This is a genomic window from Psychrobacillus sp. BM2 (assembly GCF_048572895.1).
Lineage (GTDB): Bacteria > Bacillota > Bacilli > Bacillales_A > Planococcaceae > Psychrobacillus.
In genome coordinates this window covers 2,964,342-2,987,350 of record NZ_CP183878.1, presented here as the reverse complement: position 1 = coordinate 2,987,350, position 23,009 = coordinate 2,964,342, and the positions used below count along the sequence as shown (strand labels likewise).

Genomic DNA, 23,009 nt, shown 5'->3' with positions numbered 1-23,009 from the left:
GCTTACTAATATGATTAATATTTATGATGACATTAACAAACTAGAAAAAACATTACGCCAAACAGACGAGTTCTCCAATGTACAGACAGCAGTAGAATCTGTAAAAGCTGATGAAGAGGCTCTAGCTTTATTCCAAAGCTTCCGTAAGGTTCAATTATCTTTACAAGAGAAGCAAATGAATGGGGAAGAAATTTCTGGGGAAGAGATTGAGTATGCACAAAAAACAGCTCAGTTAGCGCAAGGAAACGAAAAGATATTCCACATGCTTCAAGCGGAAATGGCTTTGAGCCAACTAATTGAAGAAGTAAATCGCGTATTGATCAAGCCTGTTCAAGAACTTTATGAAGGTATCTAAGAAAGAAATGAAAAGAACTTTTCCGATTAGGAAAGGTTTTTTTTTGAAAGATAAGAAAGTATATAAAAATGTCCCGTGAACACTGGGTTTTCGGTGCTTTTAAAAATGAATAATACTATGATTTCCGTTTCAGGTGGACGCTTTCCGCGGGGGGAGCGATGAGCTATCACCGTCGCTAACGCGTCGATGTGATAGCTCATCTGTCTCACTCATCCCGCCGGAGTCGCCACCTTTCACTACAATCAATCAGTGTGTAGTACTCCACTAGAAAATTTAGCATAGCTTATCGCTTAGATGATAAGATTGGTCAAATTTTAGAGAGTGATCAAATTATTTGTAATCGCTTTAGCATTAGAAATGCGATGAACCAATGATAGAGGAAGAAAGCAGGTTTTCTTTTACACTAGTGGAAATAAAGAGAAATAGTAAGTGTTTGCACTAGAAAGAAGTGAATAGCGAACGAAATTGCATCTTCGAGAGCTTACTCTATGAATAAGAAAGTAGCTTTTCTTTAGTTACCTAAAAATGAACTAACCTGTTTCTAAAAGTTATAGGAGGGCGACGGACAGACGAACGCCATAAGATTACCGAGAAAAGAGATGCTGGTCGTGACTAACGTCACGACCAGCATCTCTAAAAAAACATTCGGTAATACTAAGCAATAAGTCTGTCCAGAGCCCTTCGAAAACGTTAGAAACAGGTTTTGAACTATAAGGACCGGGCGTCTTTTTGCTCGGTTTTTCTTATTTCTACGGGTACGTCAAAGAACGATATGGGTAAATATTCCTTTTCTCAAGTATTAGAATATCGAGTGCAAGTAAACAGGGAAGAGAGCAAGTTAATAACAGAGATGGGCAAGTAAAAACATCTTGAAGGCGAGTAACTGACATACCAACGCAAGTAAATGGTTAAAAGTATCATATTCATAGTGGAGGTTCTTCACGGAGCGCGCGAGAAGTTTAATGAAAATACCTTTTAAGCAGGATTTTAATATTATCATGGCGAATCTAATAGGAGAATGAATGACTATTCACTTACAAAGGGGAATGTATATGTATAATACTTTATTGTTAGAAAAAGAAGGTCGTATTGCGACTTTAACATTGAATCGTCCAGAAGCAATGAACTCGATGAATGGAGTGATGATGAGAGAGCTAGCAGAAAGCCTGGAATCTCTTCAATCAGATACATCTATTCAAGTGTTAGTTATTAAAGGTGAGGGACGCGCATTTTCTGCTGGTGGAGATATTAAAGCGATGTTAGATAAAGAAAATCCTTTTGATATTGACGAAGCGATGACCTACCTTACTCGAATTGCGAAAACTTTATATACGCTACCACAGATTACTATTGCATCTGTACACGGGGCAGCCGCTGGGTTAGGGTTTAGTATAGTATTAGGCTGCGATATTATCATAGCGGAAGAAAATAGCAAGCTTGCCATGAATTTTATCGGAATTGGTTTAGTTCCAGATGGAGGGGGCCATTTCTTCCTAAAAGAAAGAGTGGGTATTCCAAAAGCGAAACAGCTTATGTGGAGTGGACAACTTTTCTCTGGGATAGAAGCACAAAAAATCGGACTTGTGGATGAAGTTGCTTCAGATGGTTTAGGATCTGCAACTGCAGCATCCTATGCACAAAAGTTAATCCAATCACCAGTTGCTGCCATTATTGCTTCAAAAGAAATCTTACACGCAACGAAACTTAACGAATTACAATCAGTTTTAGAAAGAGAAGCTGTTACACAATCCGCGATGCGAAAAACTGAAGATCATTTAGAAGGTATTAAGGCTTTCGTCGATAAGCGAAAACCCGAATTTAAGGGAAGATAAGGAAAAAGTTCACTCAGTTGATTATGAAAATGTCCTATGAATACTGGATTCATGAATTTGAAATAATAGATAAAGGGCATGAGAATGAAGAAAATTTACCTGATATTCAATATGAATGGAGACTCAAATAAATTGGAATAGAAATAAAAAATGAGCGTATTCGATTAAATTTCGAATACGCTTATTATTTTGGAGAAAATCAACAGCAATGTTGAACAGAATCTTTAAAATTTATAGGTTGTATATATCTAATATATACAAATAAATAATCTATTTTTAACGAATTTCCTATCCAAATAATTCTATATTTATAAAACAATTTAATTTAGACTGTAACAATATACATAGTGGGACGTTTTAGCTTAGAGAGGAGGCGAAAAGTTGAAGAAAGACAGGCAGGACGAATTAGAAATAGTTTATTTAACTTTCGCCATGCCTCTTTATTTTTATTTATTAAAGCTAACAGGTTCAGACATGATGGCAGAAGAATTGGTGCAGGAAACATTTTATAGGGCAACGTTATCACTGGACCTGTATGAGGATGGGCAAGTGAAGAGCTGGCTGTTTAAAGTAGCTAGAAATACATATATGGATGAGTGGCGAAAAAGACAACGATGGAAGTGGGTTCCATTCTATGACTATTTATCTAATACATCTGATATCGTAAGTCCATATGGAATACCTGAAGAGGTACTAGATGCTAAGGAAATGACTAGTGAAGTTCAAGATATAATGGCTCTCTTACCTGAAAATTACCGCACTATTCTTTATTTGCGTGAATATGAACAGTTTTCCTATGGTGAGTTAGCCAATATGCTTGATATTTCTTTAGATCAAGTAAAAGTACATTTATACCGGGCGAGACAACGATTTAAACTGCTCTCAGAGCGATTAGGAAAAGATTTCGAAAGAGGTGTTAATGATGATATGGAATGAAAAAAAAGCGGATGAAATTTTAGCTAAACATAAGAATCGTTTTTCATTAAGATTAACCTTTAAAATAATTCGTGTGTTAGTTGTTATTTTCATTATATATGTAGTTTATATGATTTCACTGTCTATGCTCTATTACGCGAGCAGTATTGGAGAAAAAACAGAGTTTTATCAAGAATTAGCGGTTGATTGGACAAATCCAGGAATAACTGTGGGTATATCTTCAAGTACTTCGAATGAGATTACTCCATTTTTGACACAGAAAATAGAGTTTCCGCTCATTAAAAGAATCGGAAAAGAGGATTATGTGGTTTCCCAATTAAATTTGAGAAAAACATTTATTACTTCATTTTCATATTTAGAAATAGAGAAAAGCAACACATACAACAATTCTTCAGAAGGAGGATTTAATTTTTATTTACCTTATAACCCTGGAACTAGTAGCAAACTAATGGGAAGTGAAACTCCAGATGTTTGGAGTAAGCTGGAGAAGATTCACGAAGGTAATGTCGCAGAGTTGGCATTTTCTACAGATGAATATTATTCTCCCTCAGATGTTGTGCAGCTCCTATCGTTATACGATTTAGATATCACTTGGATGCCCATATATATGGGAGAGCTAAAGCAATACACAGAAGGTAGTTGGGGTAGTGGTGGTGATTCGATATCTTTAGGCAAACCGTGGGGATTATCAGGGGCAAGACTTGCAAATCCTGATTTTAATGGAGGTTCATTAATAAGTATATTGGATAGCTCAACGGTAGAAACAAGTGAACATGCGATGCTTGAAAATATGAACATGATGCTAGACAAAAATAAAAGGCTTGCTGAAACTTTGCTAGGAACAGATTATTTACAGGAAAGATACGATTACCTTACCGAAGAAGGGTTCCAAGCTTATGGAGCAGTCGTCACTGGTCCAGTAAAAGAATTATTAAAGCTAAAAGAATTGAATGAAATTCATAGTGTTCAATTAGGTGAAATCACATATTGGAACTGGGAGGAAGAATAACGAAAAGGGACTTAGCCGTCGTCAACGGTTAAAGTCCCTTTTAAATTTTTCAATTAAGTATCGTCATGAGAAGTTCAAACAACTAGAAATACTAAGTCAACAGTTGTATTTAATACTATTAATAAAAAATTTACAAAATATTTACTTGACATATTGCTGACTTATTTAGCAGTTAAAGTAGGTTTATCAGCAAGTTAGTTGATCTTTTCCAAAGCCAATTGAACAAAAAAGGAGTGTAATCATGCCAATTCAAACATCATTTAATCCGAAGGGTAGACAAGAACTGAAATACGGCATCACATATTTAGATTATATGTTATTAAAAAACAAACTAAAATATGTGATGCGTTTAGATACACATGCTGGTCCAACAGAAAAATATTTAATTCGGTCGTGTTACTTCGATAACTTTGAAAACAAAGTAATGAACGAAAAAAAGGAAGGATATTTAACTAGAGATAAATACCGTGTCCGTATTTATGGAAAAAGTGATCAGATTATTAATCTTGAAAGGAAAAGTAAACGCAATAATTTAACATTTAAATCTAAGTGTAATATGACTCGGTCAGAATTTGAAAAAATTCGTATCGGTGATATTTCATGGATGGAAAATGATGATCGCTCGTTAATTCGTGACTTGTACTTAGAAATGAAAATGAGCTTATTAAAGCCAATAGCAGTAGTAGATTATGAGAGAGAGGCTTACGTTCATCTGTATGGAAACGTAAGAGTGACGTTTGATAGTAAGGTGCAGACGAGTTTGCGAAATACGGATATGTTCAACAAGCATTTACCAATGGTCGATGTACTTGATCCGACAGAGGTCATTTTAGAAGTAAAGTTTGACGAGTACTTACCGGATGTTGTGAAAATGATGCTTCAAGGTATTAATACGAAACATGAAGCGTATTCCAAGTATCAATTAAGTCGTATGTATATATAAATTAGGAGGAATTAACATGGCAACTTCAACAACTTTTACAGATATTTTCAAATCGAGTTTTATAGAAAAAACAGCTTCGTTTTCTTTAACGGATTCACTAATAGGTCTTATTTCGGCATTCCTACTTGGAGTAGTTATTTATATAGTTTATAAGAAAACGTTTAATGGTGTAATTTATTCCCATACATTTAATATCTCGCTGATGATTATGACGATGGCAACATCGCTAGTAATAATGGGGATCAGTCAAAATGTTCTCTTATCACTTGGTATGGTTGGAGCGTTATCCATCGTTCGTTTCCGCACGCCGATTAAGGATCCAATGGATTTAGTCTACTTATTTTGGTCAATAATTGTAGGTATCTTATGTGGTGCGGGTTTTATAATATTGGGAATCGTCGGCACAATCTTAATCAGTTTAGTCAATATCGTATTTGCAAATAAAATTGTAATAGAAAATCCGTATTTATTAGTTGTGAAATTCGCTAATGGTGATGCAGCAGATGCTATCGACCAACTTTTAAGAAATTCAACGAAGAAATATGCTTTAAAATCCAAGTCCCATATTTTAGACTATGAAACGGAAGTAACTTATGAAGTACGTGTGAAAGAAAATGATACAAAAATTGTTTCAGATATTTCACAAGTAAAAGGTGTGTCTTCAGCAGTAATGCTAAGTTACGATGGTAACTTTACAGCATAAGTTGAAAAAGGTCTGTAATTTTACAGACCTTTATTTCTACAGGAGGTAATAATATGAATAAGAAAATTGCAATACCATTAATATTGTCGGCAATTTTAATTGCTGGCGGTTGTAATGAAAAGAGTAGTACAGACACATCATCACTGGATACGGAAGCACTAGTTTCTCAATATGTAGATTATGATTCAGAAGATTTCTATTCTGCATGGGAAGGTGATGTATTTACAAAAATTACTTTAAATGATGAGGCAACAACTTTTGACGGCTCTGGTGGTGTTATTATAAATGGGCAAAATGTAGAGATTCACACATCAGGTACTTATGTACTGGAGGGAACCATCTCTGATGGACAAATTAAAGTAGATACAGAAGATACTGGAAATGTACGCTTAATCCTAAATGGTGTAGAGATTACTTCATCTACTACTGCAGCAATTGATATCGAGCAATCAGATAAAACGATTATCTCACTTGAAAAAGGAACGGAAAATAACCTAACAGATGCAACATCTTATGTTTATGAAGACGAAGCAAATCAAGAAGTTGGGGCAACTATTTTTAGTAAGGATGACTTAGTCATTAATGGTACTGGGGTATTGACAGTTAATGGTCAGTACAAAGACGGCATAACGAGCCGTGATGATTTGATAATTACAGGTGGGGCTATTAATGTAAGGGCAAAGGATGATGGTATGGTCGGTCGCGATGTATTTGCAATGTCTGATGCTACGGTTAATATAATCGCTGATGGCGATGGTGTAAAATCATCAAATGATGAGGATGCCGATCGAGGGAATATTGTGCTCGAAAGTGGTTATTTAACAGTGGTAGCCCAGGGGGATGGTATACAAGCTGAAAATGAAATTATAGTAATTGATGGGGAGTATTCTATTAAAACTGGAGAGGGGAGTCCGGAAGTTGTTACTTCTACTGAGTCTGGTATGGGAGGAGGAAATGGTCCAGGCGGAATGCCAGAAATGAATCCCGGAATGGGGATGGATTTCAGTTCAATGACAGAGGATGAAATAGAAGCATTTGTTGAGAATATGGAACGTATGAATTTCCCAATAGATATTTCAACAGAAATTGAAGGCATGACAACAGCTGAAATTCGCGAGTATTTAACAACAACTTTAGAATCTCTGATGCCACAAGGTGGTGGTGAAATGAACCGTCAAATTCCCGACGGTAGAGAATTACCCAAAGACGGACAATTGCCAGGAGCAAGTGCTGAACAACAGACTCCTCCAGAAGAACAGCAAAATACAGAATCACAAGCTCCAGTAGAAAGAAATACAGAAGGAGATAATAACGCCAATACTTCAATTGTTGAGACCACAAGTCAAAAGGGTATAAAAGCAGGAACAAAATTAAATATTGTAGGTGGTAAGTTCACCATTGATACAGCGGAAGATGCACTGCATAGTAATGGAGATTTAACTATCCAAGGTGGAGAAGAAACCCTTTCAACAGGCGATGATGGAATACATGCCGATGGGAATGTATTCATAGCTGGTGGTGATATTACAATTTTAAAAAGCTTAGAGGGTATTGAAGGTACTAATATTGAGATTTCGGATGGTACCATTCATCTTAAAGCAGCAGATGATGGTGTCAATGTAAATGGTGGCAGTGATATGAATGAAATGTTTGGGGCTTTCAATCAAACGTCAACCACAACAGGAGCGGAGGAAATAGAACAAGCTGATGCTACAATCGAGGATGGCCAGCTTACGATTTCTGGAGGATATTTATACGTAGATGCAGATGGAGATGGATTAGACTCTAATACGAATATTATGATGACGGGCGGTACCGCTATCGTTTATGGTCCAACGGAGAGTATGAATGGTACGCTAGATTATGATGGAACATTTATAATAGAAGGTGGAACTCTAATAGCCTCTGGTAGTACGGGAATGGCATTAGGGGTATCTGATGGATCTACACAAAATACGATTATGATGACCTTTGATGAAACACTTGAAGCTAACACGCCTGTTACTGTGACAAATGCGAAAGGTGAACAAATTATTACAGTGGCACCGGAAAAAATGTTTCAAATGATTGTCATTAGTTCTCCAGATTTAGAACTAAATGCAGAGTCAACTCTAAGTCATGGAGGTACTTTAACAGGTGAAGCTGTTGATGGGTTCTATACGAATGCAAAGACAAAAGCTCCAACAGCTAGTGTGACCTATTCAGCCACAACAGCCATGACTTATTTAAATAGTAGTGGAGTGACAGAAGAAGGTTCGTCTATGATGGGTGGTGGAATGAGAGGTAATATGCAAGGTGGAGGTGCTTTTGGTAGAGGTAAAGAGCAGCAACAACCAGAACCAACAAAGGATGCTTCAAACAAATAGTTCAATGTAATTCCAACTCCGATTAATTTTTATCAACTAATGTAGACTTCCATAAGAAAACAGCCTCCAAAGTCGACAATATCGATGCAGGGGCTGTTTTTTAAAGTAAGTAAGTTTATAGGAGTATTTCATGAACACTGGGTTTATAGTGCTTGAAAGAATGAATAGGACAGCTGATTTCCGTTTCAGGTGGAGACAAAGGAACGATGGCTAAGAACGCACCACCTCTTGTGGCAAAGCCTTCGTGACCAACATCCTGTTGACCTCCTTCACCCTGTTGGAGAAGCCACCTTTCACTACAATCAGAATAGTGTGAAGTACACAGGCAAAAGATATAGCGTAGTCTATTGCTTAGATGATAAAGTTGGTCAAATTATAGAGAGTGATAATATTATTTGTCATTGCTTTTGAATTAGAAGTGAGATTATCCAATAATAGTTTGAGAAAGCAGATTTTCTTTTATACTAGTGAAAATAAAGAGAAATATTAAGTGTTTGACTCATAAAGAAGCGAAATAGCGAACGAAATTGCATCTTCGAGAGCTTACTCATTGAATAGGATAGTATCTTTTCTCTAGTTATCCAAAAACGCACTTACCTGTTACTAAGAGTTGTAGGAGGGCGACGGACAGGCAAACGCCATAAAATTACCGAGAAAAGATATGCAGGTCGTGACGCCAGTCACGACCTGCATATCTCAAAAAATTAAAAGGTAATAATATAGCGTCATGTCTTTCCAAAGCCCTTCGAAAATGACAGGAACAGGTGTTGAGCTTAAAGGACGCTTGCGTTTTTTCTTATTATTGAAAAGCTGTAAAATTGCCAAAATCAATAAAAGTAAGTTAATTAATTTGTAAGATCCACCCGATATTTATCTGACATAAATAGGTGGTATAATGGAACAAATTAAGAAATTGTCAGTTAAAGGGTGTGCTAGGCAGATGAAAAAAATATTAATAGTCGAAGATGAGTTTGCCATTAGCCAAGTGCTGAAAGCGTATTTAACAAAGCAAAATTATGAAGTAGTACAGTGCTACACTGGCGGAGAAGCAATCGAGGTATTTGAAAAGGAAAGTCCTGATCTAGTACTTTTAGATATAATGCTACCTGGAAAAAATGGCTGGGTTATATTAAAAGAAATACGTTCGTTAGGTAGTTGCCCAGTTATCATGTTAACTGCATTGGGAGATGTTAACTATCGCCTAGAAGGTTTCGGCGAAGGTGCAGATGATTATATTACAAAACCATTTATTGCGGATGAAGTTGTCGCAAGAGTGAAGGCAGTACTGCGAAGAGTATCTAGTGAAAAACCATCAACCATTAACTTTGGTAAGCTGCATATAGATTTTATTGGTCATTCTGTAAGACTGCATGGGAAAGAAATATTTCTCACACCAAGAGATTTGTCAGTATTACTTTTTTTGGCTAAGCAACCTAACCAAACATTTACTAGGGATCAGTTAATTGAACATATTTGGGGATGGGATTACGACGGAAGTGATCGAGCAGTTGATTTATCTATAAAGCGTCTGAGAAGAGCGCTCGCTGATTGGTCAAGATATGAAGGTGAAATTAGGACATTACGAGGATTGGGGTATCAATTTCATGTTCAACAAAAGTAAGAGAGTTACCCTGTTGTCTTATTGGACAAGCCGATATTTATTAACATTAATAATAGGACTTTTAATAATTTCTTTCATTTCAGCATTGTGGATAAGACATACGACACTCGAAAATCGCTTAGAAATGATGGAGTTTATGGCAGAAGAGATGGTGAATCGGATTACTGATGTAAGTATTCCAGGAATTCCTCCAGGTGAAAGAGTGCCAAAATTTGCTGAAGATCGTTTTCGGATACGAGATATTAATCCATCTATGTACATTATCAATATGGACGGAGAAGTAATATCAAGTAATTTACCACCGGGTCAAGGAGAGTTAAAGACATTTAGTCAGTTAATAGATGGAAAAGATGAAATAGAAACATTTACTTCATCTGAAAATAACAGAAAATATTATGCAGTAAAAAAGAAAATTGAGATAGATGATGAGTCTGTGGGCTGGGTATTGATGGTAGAGTCAAAAGATAAATTAACTATGGTCAAACAAGAATATGGACAGCTCGCTATATTAATAGTTGGACTCGCATTATTGGGTTGGTGGGCAATATATTTTTTGTCGAGAAGATTAGCGCATCCGATAAAACAAGTAGCAGAAGCAGCCAAGCAAGTACAAAGTGGTAACTATGAAATCAACTTATCGGATCATATTAAGGAAAAAGAGGTTTACGAGCTTGTTTTTTCATTTAAACAGATGGCAGGTCGGTTAGAGCAATTAGAAAAGACAAGAACTGAATTATTAGCAGGCGTGACTCATGAACTGAAAACACCAGTAACGTCGATTAGCGGATTATTGCAAGCGGTAAATGAAGATGTTGTTACTGGACAAGAAGCGGAAGAGTTTATCCGAATGGCACTAGTGGAAACGACTAAGATGAAAACAATGGTCGGTGATTTACTAGCATTCAACTCCTTTGCGGTAGATGCAGTGCCAGTGAATATTTCCCTGCTAGATATTGATAGCTTTATGAAGGATTTAACTGCTCAGTGGAAAGTGATACAGGAGAAACCAGATATAGTGTTGAATCTAAAATTGCTTCATAAAAAAGTTATGATTTCTGCTGATATAGTTCGATTACAGCAAATCATGACTAATTTACTAACAAACGCTGAACAAGCAATTTCAGGGATAGGTGAAATTACAATCTCACTTTCTGAAAAAGGAGAATATATATCGGTAATTGTTCAAGATTCAGGTACAGGAATACCAAATGAAGAGCAACCTTTTATCTTCGAGCGGTTCTTTAGAGGAGAAAATAAAAAGTACGGTATAAGAGGGCTTGGATTAGGATTACCTCTCAGTAAAATGATGGCTCAATCAATTAAAGGTAATTTATCTTTAGTTGAAAGTACAGAAAAAGGTACATGTTTTGAATTGTTACTACGGAAAGAAGGCTAACGATATTTCGTTGCCTTCTTTTTTATGTATAAAATGCTGGTCGTGACGTCAATCACTACCAGCATTTCCAAAAAACAACCGGTAAGAGTATAGTGAAATGACTGTTCAAAGCACTTTGAAAAGATAGAAAGGGTTTTGGACTTAAGGGACCGAACATCCTTTTCCAGGTTTTCTTAAGAGATAGGGAAGTATATAAAAATATCCTGTGGACACTGGGGATGTGGCAATTTTATAAATGAATAATACTACTGATTTCCGTTTCAGGTGGACGCGTTCCACAGGGGGAGCGATGAACCATCACCGCCACTTGTGCGTCGATGTGATGTTTCATCTGTCTCCCTGATCCTGCTGGAGTCGCCACCTTTCACTACAATCAATTAATGTGTAGTACCCCACTAGGAGATTTAGCCTAGCTTTTCGCTTAGATGATAAGAGTGGTCAAATCTTAGAAAGTGATCAAATTATTGGTAATCAATTTTGAATTAGATATGCTGCTATTATTCAATGAAAGAGGAAGAAGGCAGATTTTCTATTTTACTAGTGGAAATAAAAAGAAATAGTAAGTGTTTGACTCATAAAGAAGCGAAGCAGCGAACGAAATTGCATCTTCGCGAGCTTTCTCTATGTATAAGAAAGTATCTTTTGTTTAGTTATCCAAATAAGCACTAACCTGTTTCTAAAAGTTGTAGGAGGGCGACGGACAGGAAAAGTGAAACTTCAATCAGTGGGGCTTTATCTTCCACTGATTGTTAGTTGAACCATTCGGGCATTAATGGGCAGTTATCTACTGCCCGTTAATGCGGGACAAACGCCATAAGATTACCGAAAAAAAGTGATATTGGTTGTGAAGGATGTCACAACCAATATCACTAAAAAATTCACTCGGTAATAATATAGCAAAATGTCTGTCCAAAGCCCTTCGAAAACCATAAAAACAGGTTTTGCCTTAAAGGACGCTTGCGTTTTTCTTAAGCGCACACTTCTAATGAATCCGTGCTCTATGGCAACATAATTGTATGCTAAAAAACAAATAAACGTTGACATCTCACTGACACATTGAACCTTTAAAGTGTAACTAAGGAAAAAGCATATATTGAGAGGAAGGTACAGATGAATTCAATTTTTAATAAATCTATAAAAGTATTTGCGTTACCGATTGCTTTAACAATAGCCTTAGCTGGTTGTTCTGGCGAGGACAAAACTAATAAAGAAACTGTGGCAACTGTGAATGGGGAGGAAATTTCTAAAGAAGATTTAACAAAAATATTGATGAAGCAATATGGTGTAGAGGCTTTAGATGTTTTAATTACCAATAAAATTTTCAAAATGGAAGCTGACAGTGCAGGACTAACGGTTGAGGAGAAAGACATTCAAGCAGAGCTTGCTGAGTTAATAGAAACATACGGTGGTCAAGAGGAGTACGAGGCAGTACTTGAGGCAAATAATATAGAGGAAAAAGCTCTATTAGAAAATATTTCTACTTATCAATTACAAACAAAAGTAATGGAAAAAGTAGTAAATATTTCAGATGAAGATTTAGCCACTTACTTCGAAGAAAACAAGACAACCTATGAACAAACAGAGCAAGTGGAAGCAAGTCATATATTAGTTGCAGATGAGGCTACTGCGAAAGAAGTGATAATTAAATTAAATGAGGGTAGTGATTTTGCAGAGCTAGCCAGTGAATATTCAACGGATACATCATCAAATACTAATGGAGGGAGTTTAGGTTACTTTGGAGCAGGTGAAATGGTAAAAGAATTTGAAGAAGTAGCTTTTGAAATGGAAATAGATGAAATTAGTGAACCGGTTGAATCTGAATATGGTTTCCATATTATAAAAGTAACAGGTAAACAGGATGCAAAAGAAGCGGTGTATGAAGATATAAAAGAAGAAGTATATGATAATTTACTAGAGATTCGTATTAATGAAGAATATTCTACTTGGCTAACTGAAAAATATGCAGAATATGAGATATATAATAGCTTAACCGAATAATGAATGCTAGTGAAGCATATTAACTTGTGGAATAATAACAACAAGGGACTTAACCATCAAATGGCTAAAGTCCCTTTTACAATTTTATACATGGAATAGCACTAGCTTCCCAGAGCTATTTACTAAACGATGTGTTCTATTGGAAAAGCCTTTTTCTTCAATAATTGCTTCCCCTTTTTGCTTCGCTTCATCATCATTTTCATACTCCCAAGTTTCTTCTATAATTAGTTCCCCTGTTGGTTCAAATGCAGTAAATTTGTATGGTTTCACGACACAAACCCCCCTTTAATATATTTATATATATTATACATAAAAATTAAAGAATTTTGAATTTAATATCTGTACTTATCAAAGAGATAGCTAATAATAATGTAATTTTTGACTACCTACATTTAGTTGTATACAGTCTTTTCTTTATGGTAAAATAAGAACAAATATTCTATTTTAGAATGAGGTGTACTTGATGGCAAGAATACGTTTTCTACATGTGGCAGATTTACATTTGGACAGCCCTTTTAAAGGTATTTCCTCTATTCCTAAAAATAGATGGAAAGATATACGGGAAAGTACTTTTCAAGCGTTTCAAAACGTTATAAATTACGCGATTGAAAGTAAACCGGATTTCGTATTGATAGTTGGGGATATTTATGATGGGGAAAATAGAAGTTTACGTGCACAGTATTTATTTCAAAAAGGAATGGAAGCTCTACATGAAAATAATATTCCAGTATTTATTTGCCATGGAAATCATGATCATTTAAGTGGTAACTGGGCACGTTTTCAGCTACCCGAAAATGTGCATGTTTTTGGGGAAACGGTAGAGACAAAAATACTATCAGTACATGAAGAAAAAGTTCATATTACAGGATTTAGTTATAAAGAACGGCATATTCAGGAACCTATGCATAACTACTATCCCATTGCTAAACACAATGAGGTTCATATTGGGATGCTTCATGGTAGTGTAGAAGGCAATAATGAGCATGATGTATATGCTCCTTTTAGAAAAAACGATTTGCTGGAGAAAGGCTATCATTATTGGGCGCTGGGACACATACATAAGCGCCAAATTATCCATTCAGATCCGCCAATTGTTTATTCAGGAAATACCCAAAGTCGGCATCGAAACGAAAGAGGTGTAAAAGGATTTTATGAAGTGTCGTTATTTAATGATCAAGCAGATCTTCAGTTTGTCCCGTCATCAGCTTTTATTTATGATGAGATTTCTATAGATTGTGCGGGCATGATCCACACCAATGAATTAATCACATATATTGAAAATGAATTGGTAACTTATATTCAAACAACTGGAAAAGCGATTATTGAGCTTACGATAAACGGAATAACCGAGGAAACAATTGAATTATTACAATCGACTAATAAGGATGAATGGCTATCATTGATTCAAGAGAGTTTAGAATTGCAAGGCACTTTTTTAATAGTAAAAGAATTGCATATAACATTTCCAGTAGAGCAGAGCGCAGAATCTGCTATGCTGCTATCTGCTTTGAGTGATTGGGAGACTTCGGAATGGAAGCTCGCTTTAAAGGATCTTTATCAGCATTCTAAAGGGAGTCGATATTTACAGCCAATTGATCAAAACTTCATAGCTGAAGTCTTAGAAGAAGCGGATTTAATAGTTTCAAAGGCTATTGCGAGGGGGAGTAACGATTGAAGCTTGTAAAACTTCATATATTTGGCTTTGGAAAGCATGAGAATGTAGAAATTGATATGATTAACGGCATAAACGTGTTCTTTGGTGAGAACGAAGCAGGAAAGACTACAATCCAACAATTCATCCTGCATATATTATTCGGATTTCCACAAAAGAATGCACAGTTACTTCGATATGAACCTAAAAGCAGTTCCACATATGGTGGTCAAATACAGATTATTGATGATCAAGGACAGCCTTTAACAATTGAGCGAGTAAAAGGAAAAGCAAGTGGAGAAGTTACAGTATATTATCCAGATGGTAGCCGAGGAGGAGAACGGGAGTTGGCCAGTATTTTGCACTCGTATTCCCGCGCAGATTTTGAAGCTATTTTCTCTTTTTCATTGCTTCAGTTACAGGGCTTCGAGAAGATGACAGAAAAGGAGCTAACGAGAACGTTATTATCTTCCGGAACGACAGGAATCGATACATTAGCGGTCGTCGAAAATCAATATATAAAAGATATGGGCGAGCTATTTAAGCCAACTGGTAGAAAGCCTCTTATCAATCAAAAAATTGAAGAACTACGTGAATTAGAAACTTCCTACAAACATCAACTAGAGGAAGTAGAAAAATATGAACCTTCTATTAAACGTCTAAACGAGCTTGAAACAATTGTTGAGGATTTAGATCAACAAGAGAAAGAGATTTCTAAGCAGTTACAACGATATTTGGAATGGAAACAACTGAAACCATTAAAAGAAAAAGAATATCAATTGAATCAGGAGCTAGACATAGTAAAGCATCAGCTTTTTCCCGCAGATGGTATCCGTAGATTTGAGTTAATAAAAGATAAATTAAATCGTAATCAAATAGAAATAGAGCAGTTGAAAAAAGAGTCGGATTCTTTAACAATCCATGCAACTAGCTTAACCTCTCAGCAATTAGAAGAATTACAGTCCTTTCTAAATCGAGAAGCAGAATGGCATCAGCTTCGTTCCAAGCGAATACAAATAGAAGAAGAGCAAAGTAAAACCCTGCAACTCCAAATGCAACAGCTAGCTCTCGTTGGAATTGATTGGGAAAAAAGCTTATCGCATATAGTTCAAGCCGATGTTTCAATTCAGCAAGAAGATAAACTAGTTACGATTCTTCAAACAGAAAAGAATTTGGAGCTTGAGCTACAACAGGAAAAACGATTATTACAAATGAAGGAACAGGATCTTCTACAACAACAGCAAAGAGTGATGGAATCTAAGCGGGTAAATAAAAACTCTTCCAATAAAAATGTGAATAGAATAATGTTCTGGATTATTGCAGCTACTATTCTAATAGGGGTAACAATAGGGGTTACCCAATCGAATTGGATGGTTGCCCTTACGGCAATTATCATAGGTGGAGTTGTATATGCAGGTTTTACTATAATGATGAATACATGGAAACAATCAAATGATGTTCAAGCATATGCCGATTTATTGGAAAAGGAACATGAGACATTACAACAAGATATTTCCATGTTGAAGCAAGAGATTAGTATATTAGAAGACCAGAAAAAAGATATATCACAACAAGTAAACGAGTTTTTAAATCGCTATCATATTAACGAACAATTATCACCAAGTCTATTACCTGAATTATTTAAGCATCTACGCCTGATTCAGGAACAGCAAATACAGTTAGATCAAATGGAAACAAAGCTCTATGAAGTACGTTTGCAAATACAGGCGCTGCAAAAACAAGCTCAGGGGAAAGCAGTTCATATAAATCTGCTGGAGGATATGCTGTTTCACCAATTAAGAGAGCTCTATCTAGAAGAAAAGAAAAAGTCAGAAGAACAGCAGTATAAAGAGATAAGGGTTTCTGAACTTCAGAAGAGACTTCAGGAACTAACATTACTTCAGCAATCCTATACCGAACAAATCCATACTTTGTATCGTGAAGCAAATGTAGATACGGAAAGCGATTATTACACGGCTTATGCTATCTATGAACGAAAGTCAGAGTTTGAAAAGGAATTACACCATATTCATATGCAGTTAGCTGGAAAACAATTAAATCTGAACGATTTTGATGATGTATTTGAGGACGAGTGTAAAGAAAAGTTACTTCATCTACAGCAACAAAGGCATGTATACAGTGATGAAAAAGCAACTTTATCCTATCAGACCAAGAAATTAATGGAAGATGAAGAGCAAAGTGAACAATTGCAATTACTTGAACAGAAAAAATCAGAACTGCATGAACTTGTGAAAAAATGGGCTGCTCAAAAAGTAGTCGTTGAATCGATTAAACAGATGATGAGGCAGTTAAAAGAGGAGCGACTTCCGGAAGTATTAACAAATGCACAGTATTATTTTCAATTGCTTACAAATAAATCATATGAACAATTGATCCTATCACCGGAAGGAAACTTTGAAGTAGTTAAATCATCTGGACAACGCTTTAAAATAGCCGAGCTAAGCCAAGCGACAAAAGAGCAAGCGTATATTTCCTTGCGTATTGCACTAGCAGTTTCATTACAAAGCAAAGCATCTTTTCCAATCATCATGGATGATCCATTTGTACATTTCGATCGTGTCAGACTCCAACAAGTGGTACAATTAATGGCAGAGTTACAAAAAAAACACCAGCTTTTGTATTTTACATGTCATGAAAATATGCGATATGTATGGGAAGATGCATCCATAGTACAAGTAGCTACATTATTATCCAGAGAGGCGGGGATTGTGAGATGAAAGGCATTACACAATTGCGAGTAGGAGAGCCAGTTGACCATTACTTACTTATAAAACAGTCAACAAAGGGTGTAACAACCGTTGGAAAACCATTTATGTCACTAATATTACAAGATAAGAGCGGAGATATTGAAGCAAAACTTTGGGATACAAATGAGGAGCATGAGAGACTTTATGCTGCTAGTCAAATTGTTCGAGTAGGAGGGGAAATACAAGATTACCGTGGTAAGTTCCAATTACGTGTAAAAAGTATTCGACCGGTAAAATCAGAAGAGCCCATCTCGATAAATGATTTAGTTCCATCTTCAGCAAAACCGAAAGAAGAATTAATGGAAGAGCTTTTAGAATATTTCTTTGAAATGAAAAATCCATTAATTCAACGCATTACTAGACATTTAATGAAAAAACATGAGACATCCTTTATGACGTTCCCTGCAGCTACTAAAAACCATCATGATTATGCATCTGGTCTAATAGACCATGTTGTGTCTATGTTAAAGCTAGGAAAAGCTTTGTGTGACCTTTATCCAACGCTAAACAAAGACCTCTTATATGCAGGAATTATTTTACATGATATAGGAAAGGTAGTGGAGCTTTCAGGACCTGTAGCAACGACATACACTATTGAAGGAAACCTACTTGGACATATTACCATAATGGTAAATGAAATTTCTAAAACGGCAGAAGAGTTAGAAATCGAAGGTGAAGAAGTAATGCTTCTTCAGCATATGGTGCTATCACACCATGGTAAAGAAGAGTGGGGTAGTCCAAAACGTCCTGCACTCCGCGAAGCTGAAATGCTGCATTATATCGATAATATTGACGCAAAAATGAATATGCTAAATCGAGCATTAGATAAAACAAATCCAGGTGAATTCTCCGAGCGATTATTCCCACTAGAAAACCGGTCATTTTATAAACCTACATTTGAATAAAAGAAAAAGCGTAAAGGTATGAAGCCTTTATGCTTTTTTATTTTTAACAGAAAAAGTATATAAAAATGTCCGGTGAACACTGAGCGCTGAGTTCATGGTACTTAAGTGAATGAATAATACTGTAATTTCCATTATAGGTGGAGAAAAAGAAACGATGGCTAAGAACGCCACCTCTCAAAGGGAAGGCAATCTAAGTTCGCCGCGTCCTGCGGCAACGATTGCATAACCCACAACCTGTGGATCCAGGCTCGTTCGTGACCAACGTCCTGTTGGCCTCCACAGGTTGAGCGATGAACCATCTCCGTCGCTTGCGCGTCTATGTGATGGTTCATCTGTCTCACTGATCCTGCCGGAGTCGCCACCTTCCACTACAATCAATTAGTGCGTAGTACTACATTAGAAGAACTGGCAAAGCATATCGCTCATATAATAAGACTAGCTCCAGTTAATGTAGGGATAAAATGATTGGTAATCGCTGATAAAGTAGAAATACGGTTATTTAACGATAGATGGTGGCAGACAATTTTTTTGCAAATGGAAATAAAGAGAAATAGTAAGTGTTTGCACTATAAAGAAGTGAATAGCGAACGAAATTGCATCCTCGAGAGCTTACTCTAGGAATAGTTAGTAGCTTTTCTCTAGTTATCCAAAAACGCACTAACCTGTTTCTAATAGTTGTAGAAGGGTGACGGACAGGCAATCGCCATAAGATTACCGAGAAAAGAGATGCTGGTCGTGACGTTAGTGACGACCAGCTTTTCTAAAAAAACATTCGGTAATACTAAAGCAATAAGCCTGTCCAGAGCACTTCAAAAACTATAGAAACTGGTTTTGAACTATAAGGACCGGGTGTTTTTTGCATCAAAAGGACTTTGCATATTGCCTGTTTTTTTACAAGCACCTTAGCTAACAAAGAGAGTTGATCATGACCGAAGTCACGACCAACTCTCTTTTATACTTGTCCTGCTTATTTTGTGCTTTCAGTTGCTTCCGCATCTTTTTCAGTAGTTGCCTCAGCATCTTCAGCAGGTGCTTCTGCGGCAGCTAAAAATTGGTCTAACGATGTTTTTAGATCTTCATCCTTGATTTTGATATCAGCATCCTTCATCATTTTCGCTACTTTTGGTAACAATGTAGATTGGTCTGCTTTTTCTAGCTTCAATTGTCTTTCAATCTCTGCTTTTTTATCTTCATATGATTCTTCAATTGTACGTTTATCCGTTACTTCAATAATGTGGTAACCAAAGCTCGATTTAATAGGATTACTGATCACATTTTTTTCTAAAGCAAATGCTCCATTTAGGAAATCCTCATCCATTGGAGATGCTTTTGAAATCCAGCCAAGATCTCCACCAGTTGTTTGAGCAGGCTCTTCAATTGAGTATTCTTTTGCAACTTCTGCAAAATCTTTACCAGAGTCTAACTCAGCTTTAACTTTTTTAGCTGTTTCTTCATCTTCAACTACAACGTGACGAACATTAATTTCATCTTTGATATCTTCATATTGAGCTTTGATTTCGTCTTCTGATACTTTAACGTCTTCGATTAAAGCTTTTTCTTGCAATAGGTTTAGTTCTAAGAATTTTTTGTATGACTCTTCAGTATAACCCTTTTGAGCGATTATCGCTTCAAAGCTCTCACCAAATTGCTCTTTATCAGCTTTTAATTGAGTGTTTACTTCCTCTTTTGTCACTTCGTATTTATTGGAAAGTACTTTTTCAATCGCTAGCAATTGGAATGCTTGATCGCCAATAGATGATTTCATCTCTTCATACAAATCATTCTGTGTAATATCTCCGATTTTAGATGTAGCAATTACTTCACTGCTGTCTGCTGAATCATTGCTACAAGCTCCTAAAGCAAGAACTGATGCTGCAAGCGTTAATGTTAATACTGTTTTTTTCATGAAATTTTCTCTCCTAACTTCTTTGTGTTGCCAGTTGTTACTATAACATAAACGAAATAAAAACAAAAATAGTTCCCGTTCATTTGCCTACCAAATATTTTAAATAGCGCATAGGATACATTGAAAAGGAGGTGTTTTAAATGAGCGGACAATATGGCGGCGGCGGCGGATATGCTGGTGGTTCTGGTTTTGCATTGATCGTAGTTTTATTTATTCTATTGATCATTGTAGGCGCAGCGTTTATCTACTAATTTTATAAGAGAAACTAAGATCGCTTAAAAAACGATCTTGGTTTCCCTCAATTGGTAGTGTGAAAAAAAGAAATGACCCTAAATCATATAGATGATTTGGGTCCACTTTTTTTCTCTTAAACTGTATAAACTAGCTCAACATAAAAGGAAACAAGAAGAATCGTGATCAAAATATTGATCGTGCGAAAAATCTTAGGATGTTTCTCTTCCGGAATTTCTTTTGACATTACTAAAGCATATGTCATTCGGTTGATTTGTAGCAAATAAAATGCTGAGAATAGAACTAACGTGAATATAATCATGTCTAGACTCCCTTCATATCCTGATTAAGCATAACAAACAAAGAGGGGGTTATACAAGTGTTACATATTGTTAATAGTTTGGTTCTGCTATTAAAATTTCGTATCCTGCATCTGTTTCTTCAATTAAGGCGCTCTTTGGTGATTTACTTAAATTTTTCGCATAAATTAAATCAATTAAGCAAATACCACAATGATAAGCAAATAAAATAGTGAAATAGTGAGCAAAAATAGGAATTGCTACAGCTCCGATAATAAGTAATATATTAACGAAAATAAAAGGTGCTAATAAAATAAAAAGAAATCTACTCTTATGCACTGGTTCTACTATACGCAAATGTAAGGTAGGGACACATTTAAATTGATTAATGACGATGAATTTTATTTTATCTCTATGACCAAACATCGGGATAAAGTGAAAAAATTTATGAAGTGGATAAATACCAAAAAATGCTATCATGAATATCCAAAAGTAATCGTCCGATTTATGAGAGTTATTAATAATTCCTAATAAGGCATATGCAAATGAAAAAACCATTATAACTACTAAAGAGGATAGTATAAACAATCTCTCTAAACCATATTGTTTTCTCACATTGATAGTTTTCCAGCAGTGCAAGGTATGCAACTCCTATATATATAAATTTGATTTAGATACATAAGATAATCCTTTTTATAATAAAAAGCAACCTCTTTATTTGTTAAAAAATATTAACCGCTTTCAAACTGCATATTATTCGCCTTTGGAACTGAATGTATCCTCGATATTTTTTAAAGATCTTTCGAAGATATCCATGAAATCATCTCCATAGACATTGCGGATAACTGCTGTTACATCCATGAAATCTGGAAATTTCCCGTATAACTCCTTAATAGGAAGAGACCCCTCCAGCACAGCATGTGAAGTAGCATGGTAATTTTCATACATCTCTTCCAAAAGTACTTTCCCTTGTTGGGTAACATCTACATACGTATTGCGCTTATCTGTATCCCTTTTAGAAAAAGAAAGTAGACCACGTTCTTCCAGTTTTTTAGAAAAATTGAATGCTGTCGAGACATGCATTACTCCAAACTTTGCTATATCAGAAATAGTTGCACCCTCTAGATGATATGATATCCATAAAATATGATGCTCATTAATATTTAAGTCATAAGGTTTTATCCATGCTTGCCAATCTTTTTCTACTGCTTTCCAAAGTGCTTTAGATAGTTGCGCTATCCGCTGACTGTAAAGCATTGCTTCTTTCATCGTATAAAATTGATCTGCCATGTAAACCCTGCTTTCTATATTTTTTTCTTTCAAACATTATAGCAAGAAAGTATGTAAGTGAATACAAGTTTAAAAAATATTATTATTTTTATAATAAAAAGTTCCACTAGTCTCAGCTTTAAAGTAGTAACTTTGATGCCCAAAATTTTCCTATTAGAAAAACCGTGTCAAAGACGTCCGGTCCTTTAAAATAAAACCTGTTTCTATCGTTTTCAAAGGGCTTTAGGCAGACTTATTGCTATATTTATTACCGAGTGAATTTTTAAAGGGGTGTTGGTTGGTTGTGACGTCCGTCACAACCAACCAACACCCCTTTTTTTCGATAATTTTATGGCATTTGTCTATCAGTCGCCCTTCAACAACTTCTAGGAACAGGTAAGTGCATTTTTGGATAACTAGAGAAAAGCTACTTTCCTATTCATAAAGCAAGCTCTCGAAGATGCAATTTCGTTCGCTATTTCGCTTTTTTATTTAGTAAACACTTACTATTTCTCTATATTTCCACTAGTAGAAAATAAAATCCGCTTTCTCCATCTATTATTGGATAATAGCACTTCTAATTCAAAAACGATTACAAATAATTTAATCATTTCTAAAATTTGACCAATCTTATCATCTAAGCGATATGCTTGGCCAAATCTTCTAGTGGAGTACTACACACTGATTGATTTTCGTTACAGGTGGCGACTCCAGCGGGATAAGCGAGAAAGTCGAGACCACGCAAGCAGCGTTCATTCGGGACGAAGACCACGAACTCCACATCATGTGTCGACAATTTCTAACCAGCATTGTACTGGTCC

19 protein-coding genes are annotated in these 23,009 nt (G+C 35.9%); 14 read left to right on the top strand and 5 right to left on the bottom strand.

The annotated features are described in order from the left end of the window. Positions 1 to 10 precede the first annotated feature (10 nt). The 10 genes from ACN6MX_RS14635 (at position 11) to ACN6MX_RS14590 (ending at position 13,159) form a co-directional block, all read left to right on the top strand. Positions 11 to 355 carry a YlbF family regulator gene (locus ACN6MX_RS14635; RefSeq protein ID WP_090570206.1) on the top strand — a complete coding sequence of 115 codons (345 nt, stop codon included), beginning with the start codon at positions 11 to 13 and terminating at the stop codon, positions 353 to 355. A gap of 1,052 nt (positions 356 to 1,407) precedes the next feature. After that, positions 1,408 to 2,187, top strand: coding sequence for an enoyl-CoA hydratase (locus tag ACN6MX_RS14630; RefSeq protein ID WP_419959594.1), 780 nt, complete (start codon positions 1,408 to 1,410; stop codon positions 2,185 to 2,187). Between the two features lie 381 nt (positions 2,188 to 2,568). Next, positions 2,569 to 3,123 carry a sigma-70 family RNA polymerase sigma factor gene (locus ACN6MX_RS14625; RefSeq protein ID WP_419959593.1) on the top strand — a complete coding sequence of 185 codons (555 nt, stop codon included), beginning with the start codon at positions 2,569 to 2,571 and terminating at the stop codon, positions 3,121 to 3,123. Next, positions 3,107 to 4,132 carry an anti-sigma factor gene (locus ACN6MX_RS14620; RefSeq protein WP_419959592.1) on the top strand — a complete coding sequence of 342 codons (1,026 nt, stop codon included), beginning with the start codon at positions 3,107 to 3,109 and terminating at the stop codon, positions 4,130 to 4,132. Before ACN6MX_RS14625 ends, ACN6MX_RS14620 begins: the two co-directional genes overlap by 17 nt. Before the next feature lie 241 nt (positions 4,133 to 4,373). Beyond that, positions 4,374 to 5,075, top strand: coding sequence for a polyphosphate polymerase domain-containing protein (locus ACN6MX_RS14615; RefSeq protein WP_419959591.1), 702 nt, complete (start codon positions 4,374 to 4,376; stop codon positions 5,073 to 5,075). 16 nt (positions 5,076 to 5,091) lie between these two features. Beyond that, positions 5,092 to 5,778, top strand: a complete 687-nt coding sequence (locus tag ACN6MX_RS14610; RefSeq protein ID WP_419959590.1) for a DUF4956 domain-containing protein — start codon at positions 5,092 to 5,094, stop codon at positions 5,776 to 5,778. A gap of 53 nt (positions 5,779 to 5,831) precedes the next feature. Next, positions 5,832 to 8,144 carry a carbohydrate-binding domain-containing protein gene (locus tag ACN6MX_RS14605; RefSeq protein ID WP_419959589.1) on the top strand — a complete coding sequence of 771 codons (2,313 nt, stop codon included), beginning with the start codon at positions 5,832 to 5,834 and terminating at the stop codon, positions 8,142 to 8,144. A gap of 940 nt (positions 8,145 to 9,084) precedes the next feature. Next, the gene (locus ACN6MX_RS14600; RefSeq protein ID WP_419962637.1) at positions 9,085 to 9,765 is read left to right on the top strand and encodes a response regulator transcription factor; all 681 of its coding nucleotides are present in this window, start codon (positions 9,085 to 9,087) and stop codon (positions 9,763 to 9,765) included. Then, the gene (locus tag ACN6MX_RS14595) at positions 9,749 to 11,161 is read left to right on the top strand and encodes a HAMP domain-containing sensor histidine kinase (protein ID WP_419959588.1); all 1,413 of its coding nucleotides are present in this window, start codon (positions 9,749 to 9,751) and stop codon (positions 11,159 to 11,161) included. Before ACN6MX_RS14600 ends, ACN6MX_RS14595 begins: the two co-directional genes overlap by 17 nt. Positions 11,162 to 12,271: 1,110 nt before the next feature. Further along, entirely contained in the window at positions 12,272 to 13,159 is an 888-nt protein-coding gene (locus ACN6MX_RS14590; RefSeq protein WP_419959587.1) for a foldase protein PrsA, read from the top strand. 84 nt (positions 13,160 to 13,243) lie between these two features. Here the strand turns inward: ACN6MX_RS14590 and ACN6MX_RS14585 are convergent, their stop codons facing one another. Next, positions 13,244 to 13,429: a YhzD family protein gene (locus ACN6MX_RS14585; protein ID WP_419959586.1), complete on the bottom strand. Its 186-nt coding sequence runs from the start codon at positions 13,427 to 13,429 to the stop codon at positions 13,244 to 13,246. A 193-nt stretch (positions 13,430 to 13,622) separates the two neighbouring features. On the opposite strand from ACN6MX_RS14585, the gene ACN6MX_RS14580 reads away from it, so the two are divergent. Genes ACN6MX_RS14580 through yhaM form a run of 3 tightly spaced genes read left to right on the top strand, consistent with a single transcriptional unit; the run spans position 13,623 to position 18,483 of the window. Then, the gene (locus ACN6MX_RS14580; protein ID WP_419959585.1) at positions 13,623 to 14,834 is read left to right on the top strand and encodes a metallophosphoesterase family protein; all 1,212 of its coding nucleotides are present in this window, start codon (positions 13,623 to 13,625) and stop codon (positions 14,832 to 14,834) included. After that, a complete protein-coding gene (locus ACN6MX_RS14575) occupies positions 14,831 to 17,548 on the top strand; it encodes an AAA family ATPase (protein WP_419959584.1) in 2,718 nt (905 codons plus the stop codon). Before ACN6MX_RS14580 ends, ACN6MX_RS14575 begins: the two co-directional genes overlap by 4 nt. Continuing rightward, positions 17,545 to 18,483 carry a 3'-5' exoribonuclease YhaM gene (gene yhaM / locus ACN6MX_RS14570; protein WP_419959583.1) on the top strand — a complete coding sequence of 313 codons (939 nt, stop codon included), beginning with the start codon at positions 17,545 to 17,547 and terminating at the stop codon, positions 18,481 to 18,483. The genes ACN6MX_RS14575 and yhaM overlap by 4 nt, the downstream gene beginning before the upstream one ends. Positions 18,484 to 19,450: 967 nt before the next feature. Here yhaM and ACN6MX_RS14565 read toward each other — a convergent pair. Continuing rightward, on the bottom strand, positions 19,451 to 20,389 hold the full coding sequence (locus ACN6MX_RS14565; RefSeq protein ID WP_419959582.1) for a peptidylprolyl isomerase: 939 nt from the start codon (positions 20,387 to 20,389) through the stop codon (positions 19,451 to 19,453). 140 nt (positions 20,390 to 20,529) lie between these two features. Here ACN6MX_RS14565 and ACN6MX_RS14560 point away from each other — a divergent pair, with 140 nt between their 5' ends. Continuing rightward, entirely contained in the window at positions 20,530 to 20,640 is a 111-nt protein-coding gene (locus ACN6MX_RS14560; protein WP_419959581.1) for a YjcZ family sporulation protein, read from the top strand. Positions 20,641 to 20,756: 116 nt separating this feature from the next. On the opposite strand, the gene ACN6MX_RS14555 is transcribed toward ACN6MX_RS14560, so the two are convergent. The 3 genes from ACN6MX_RS14555 to ACN6MX_RS14545 form a co-directional block, all read right to left on the bottom strand. Then, complete coding sequence (locus ACN6MX_RS14555) at positions 20,757 to 20,942, bottom strand: hypothetical protein (RefSeq protein WP_093496579.1); 186 nt, start codon at positions 20,940 to 20,942, stop codon at positions 20,757 to 20,759. Positions 20,943 to 21,012: 70 nt separating this feature from the next. Next, positions 21,013 to 21,558: a DUF3267 domain-containing protein gene (locus ACN6MX_RS14550; RefSeq protein ID WP_419959580.1), complete on the bottom strand. Its 546-nt coding sequence runs from the start codon at positions 21,556 to 21,558 to the stop codon at positions 21,013 to 21,015. A gap of 114 nt (positions 21,559 to 21,672) precedes the next feature. After that, complete coding sequence (locus ACN6MX_RS14545) at positions 21,673 to 22,209, bottom strand: HTH-type transcriptional regulator Hpr (protein ID WP_419959579.1); 537 nt, start codon at positions 22,207 to 22,209, stop codon at positions 21,673 to 21,675. Between the last annotated feature and the right edge of the window lie 800 nt (positions 22,210 to 23,009).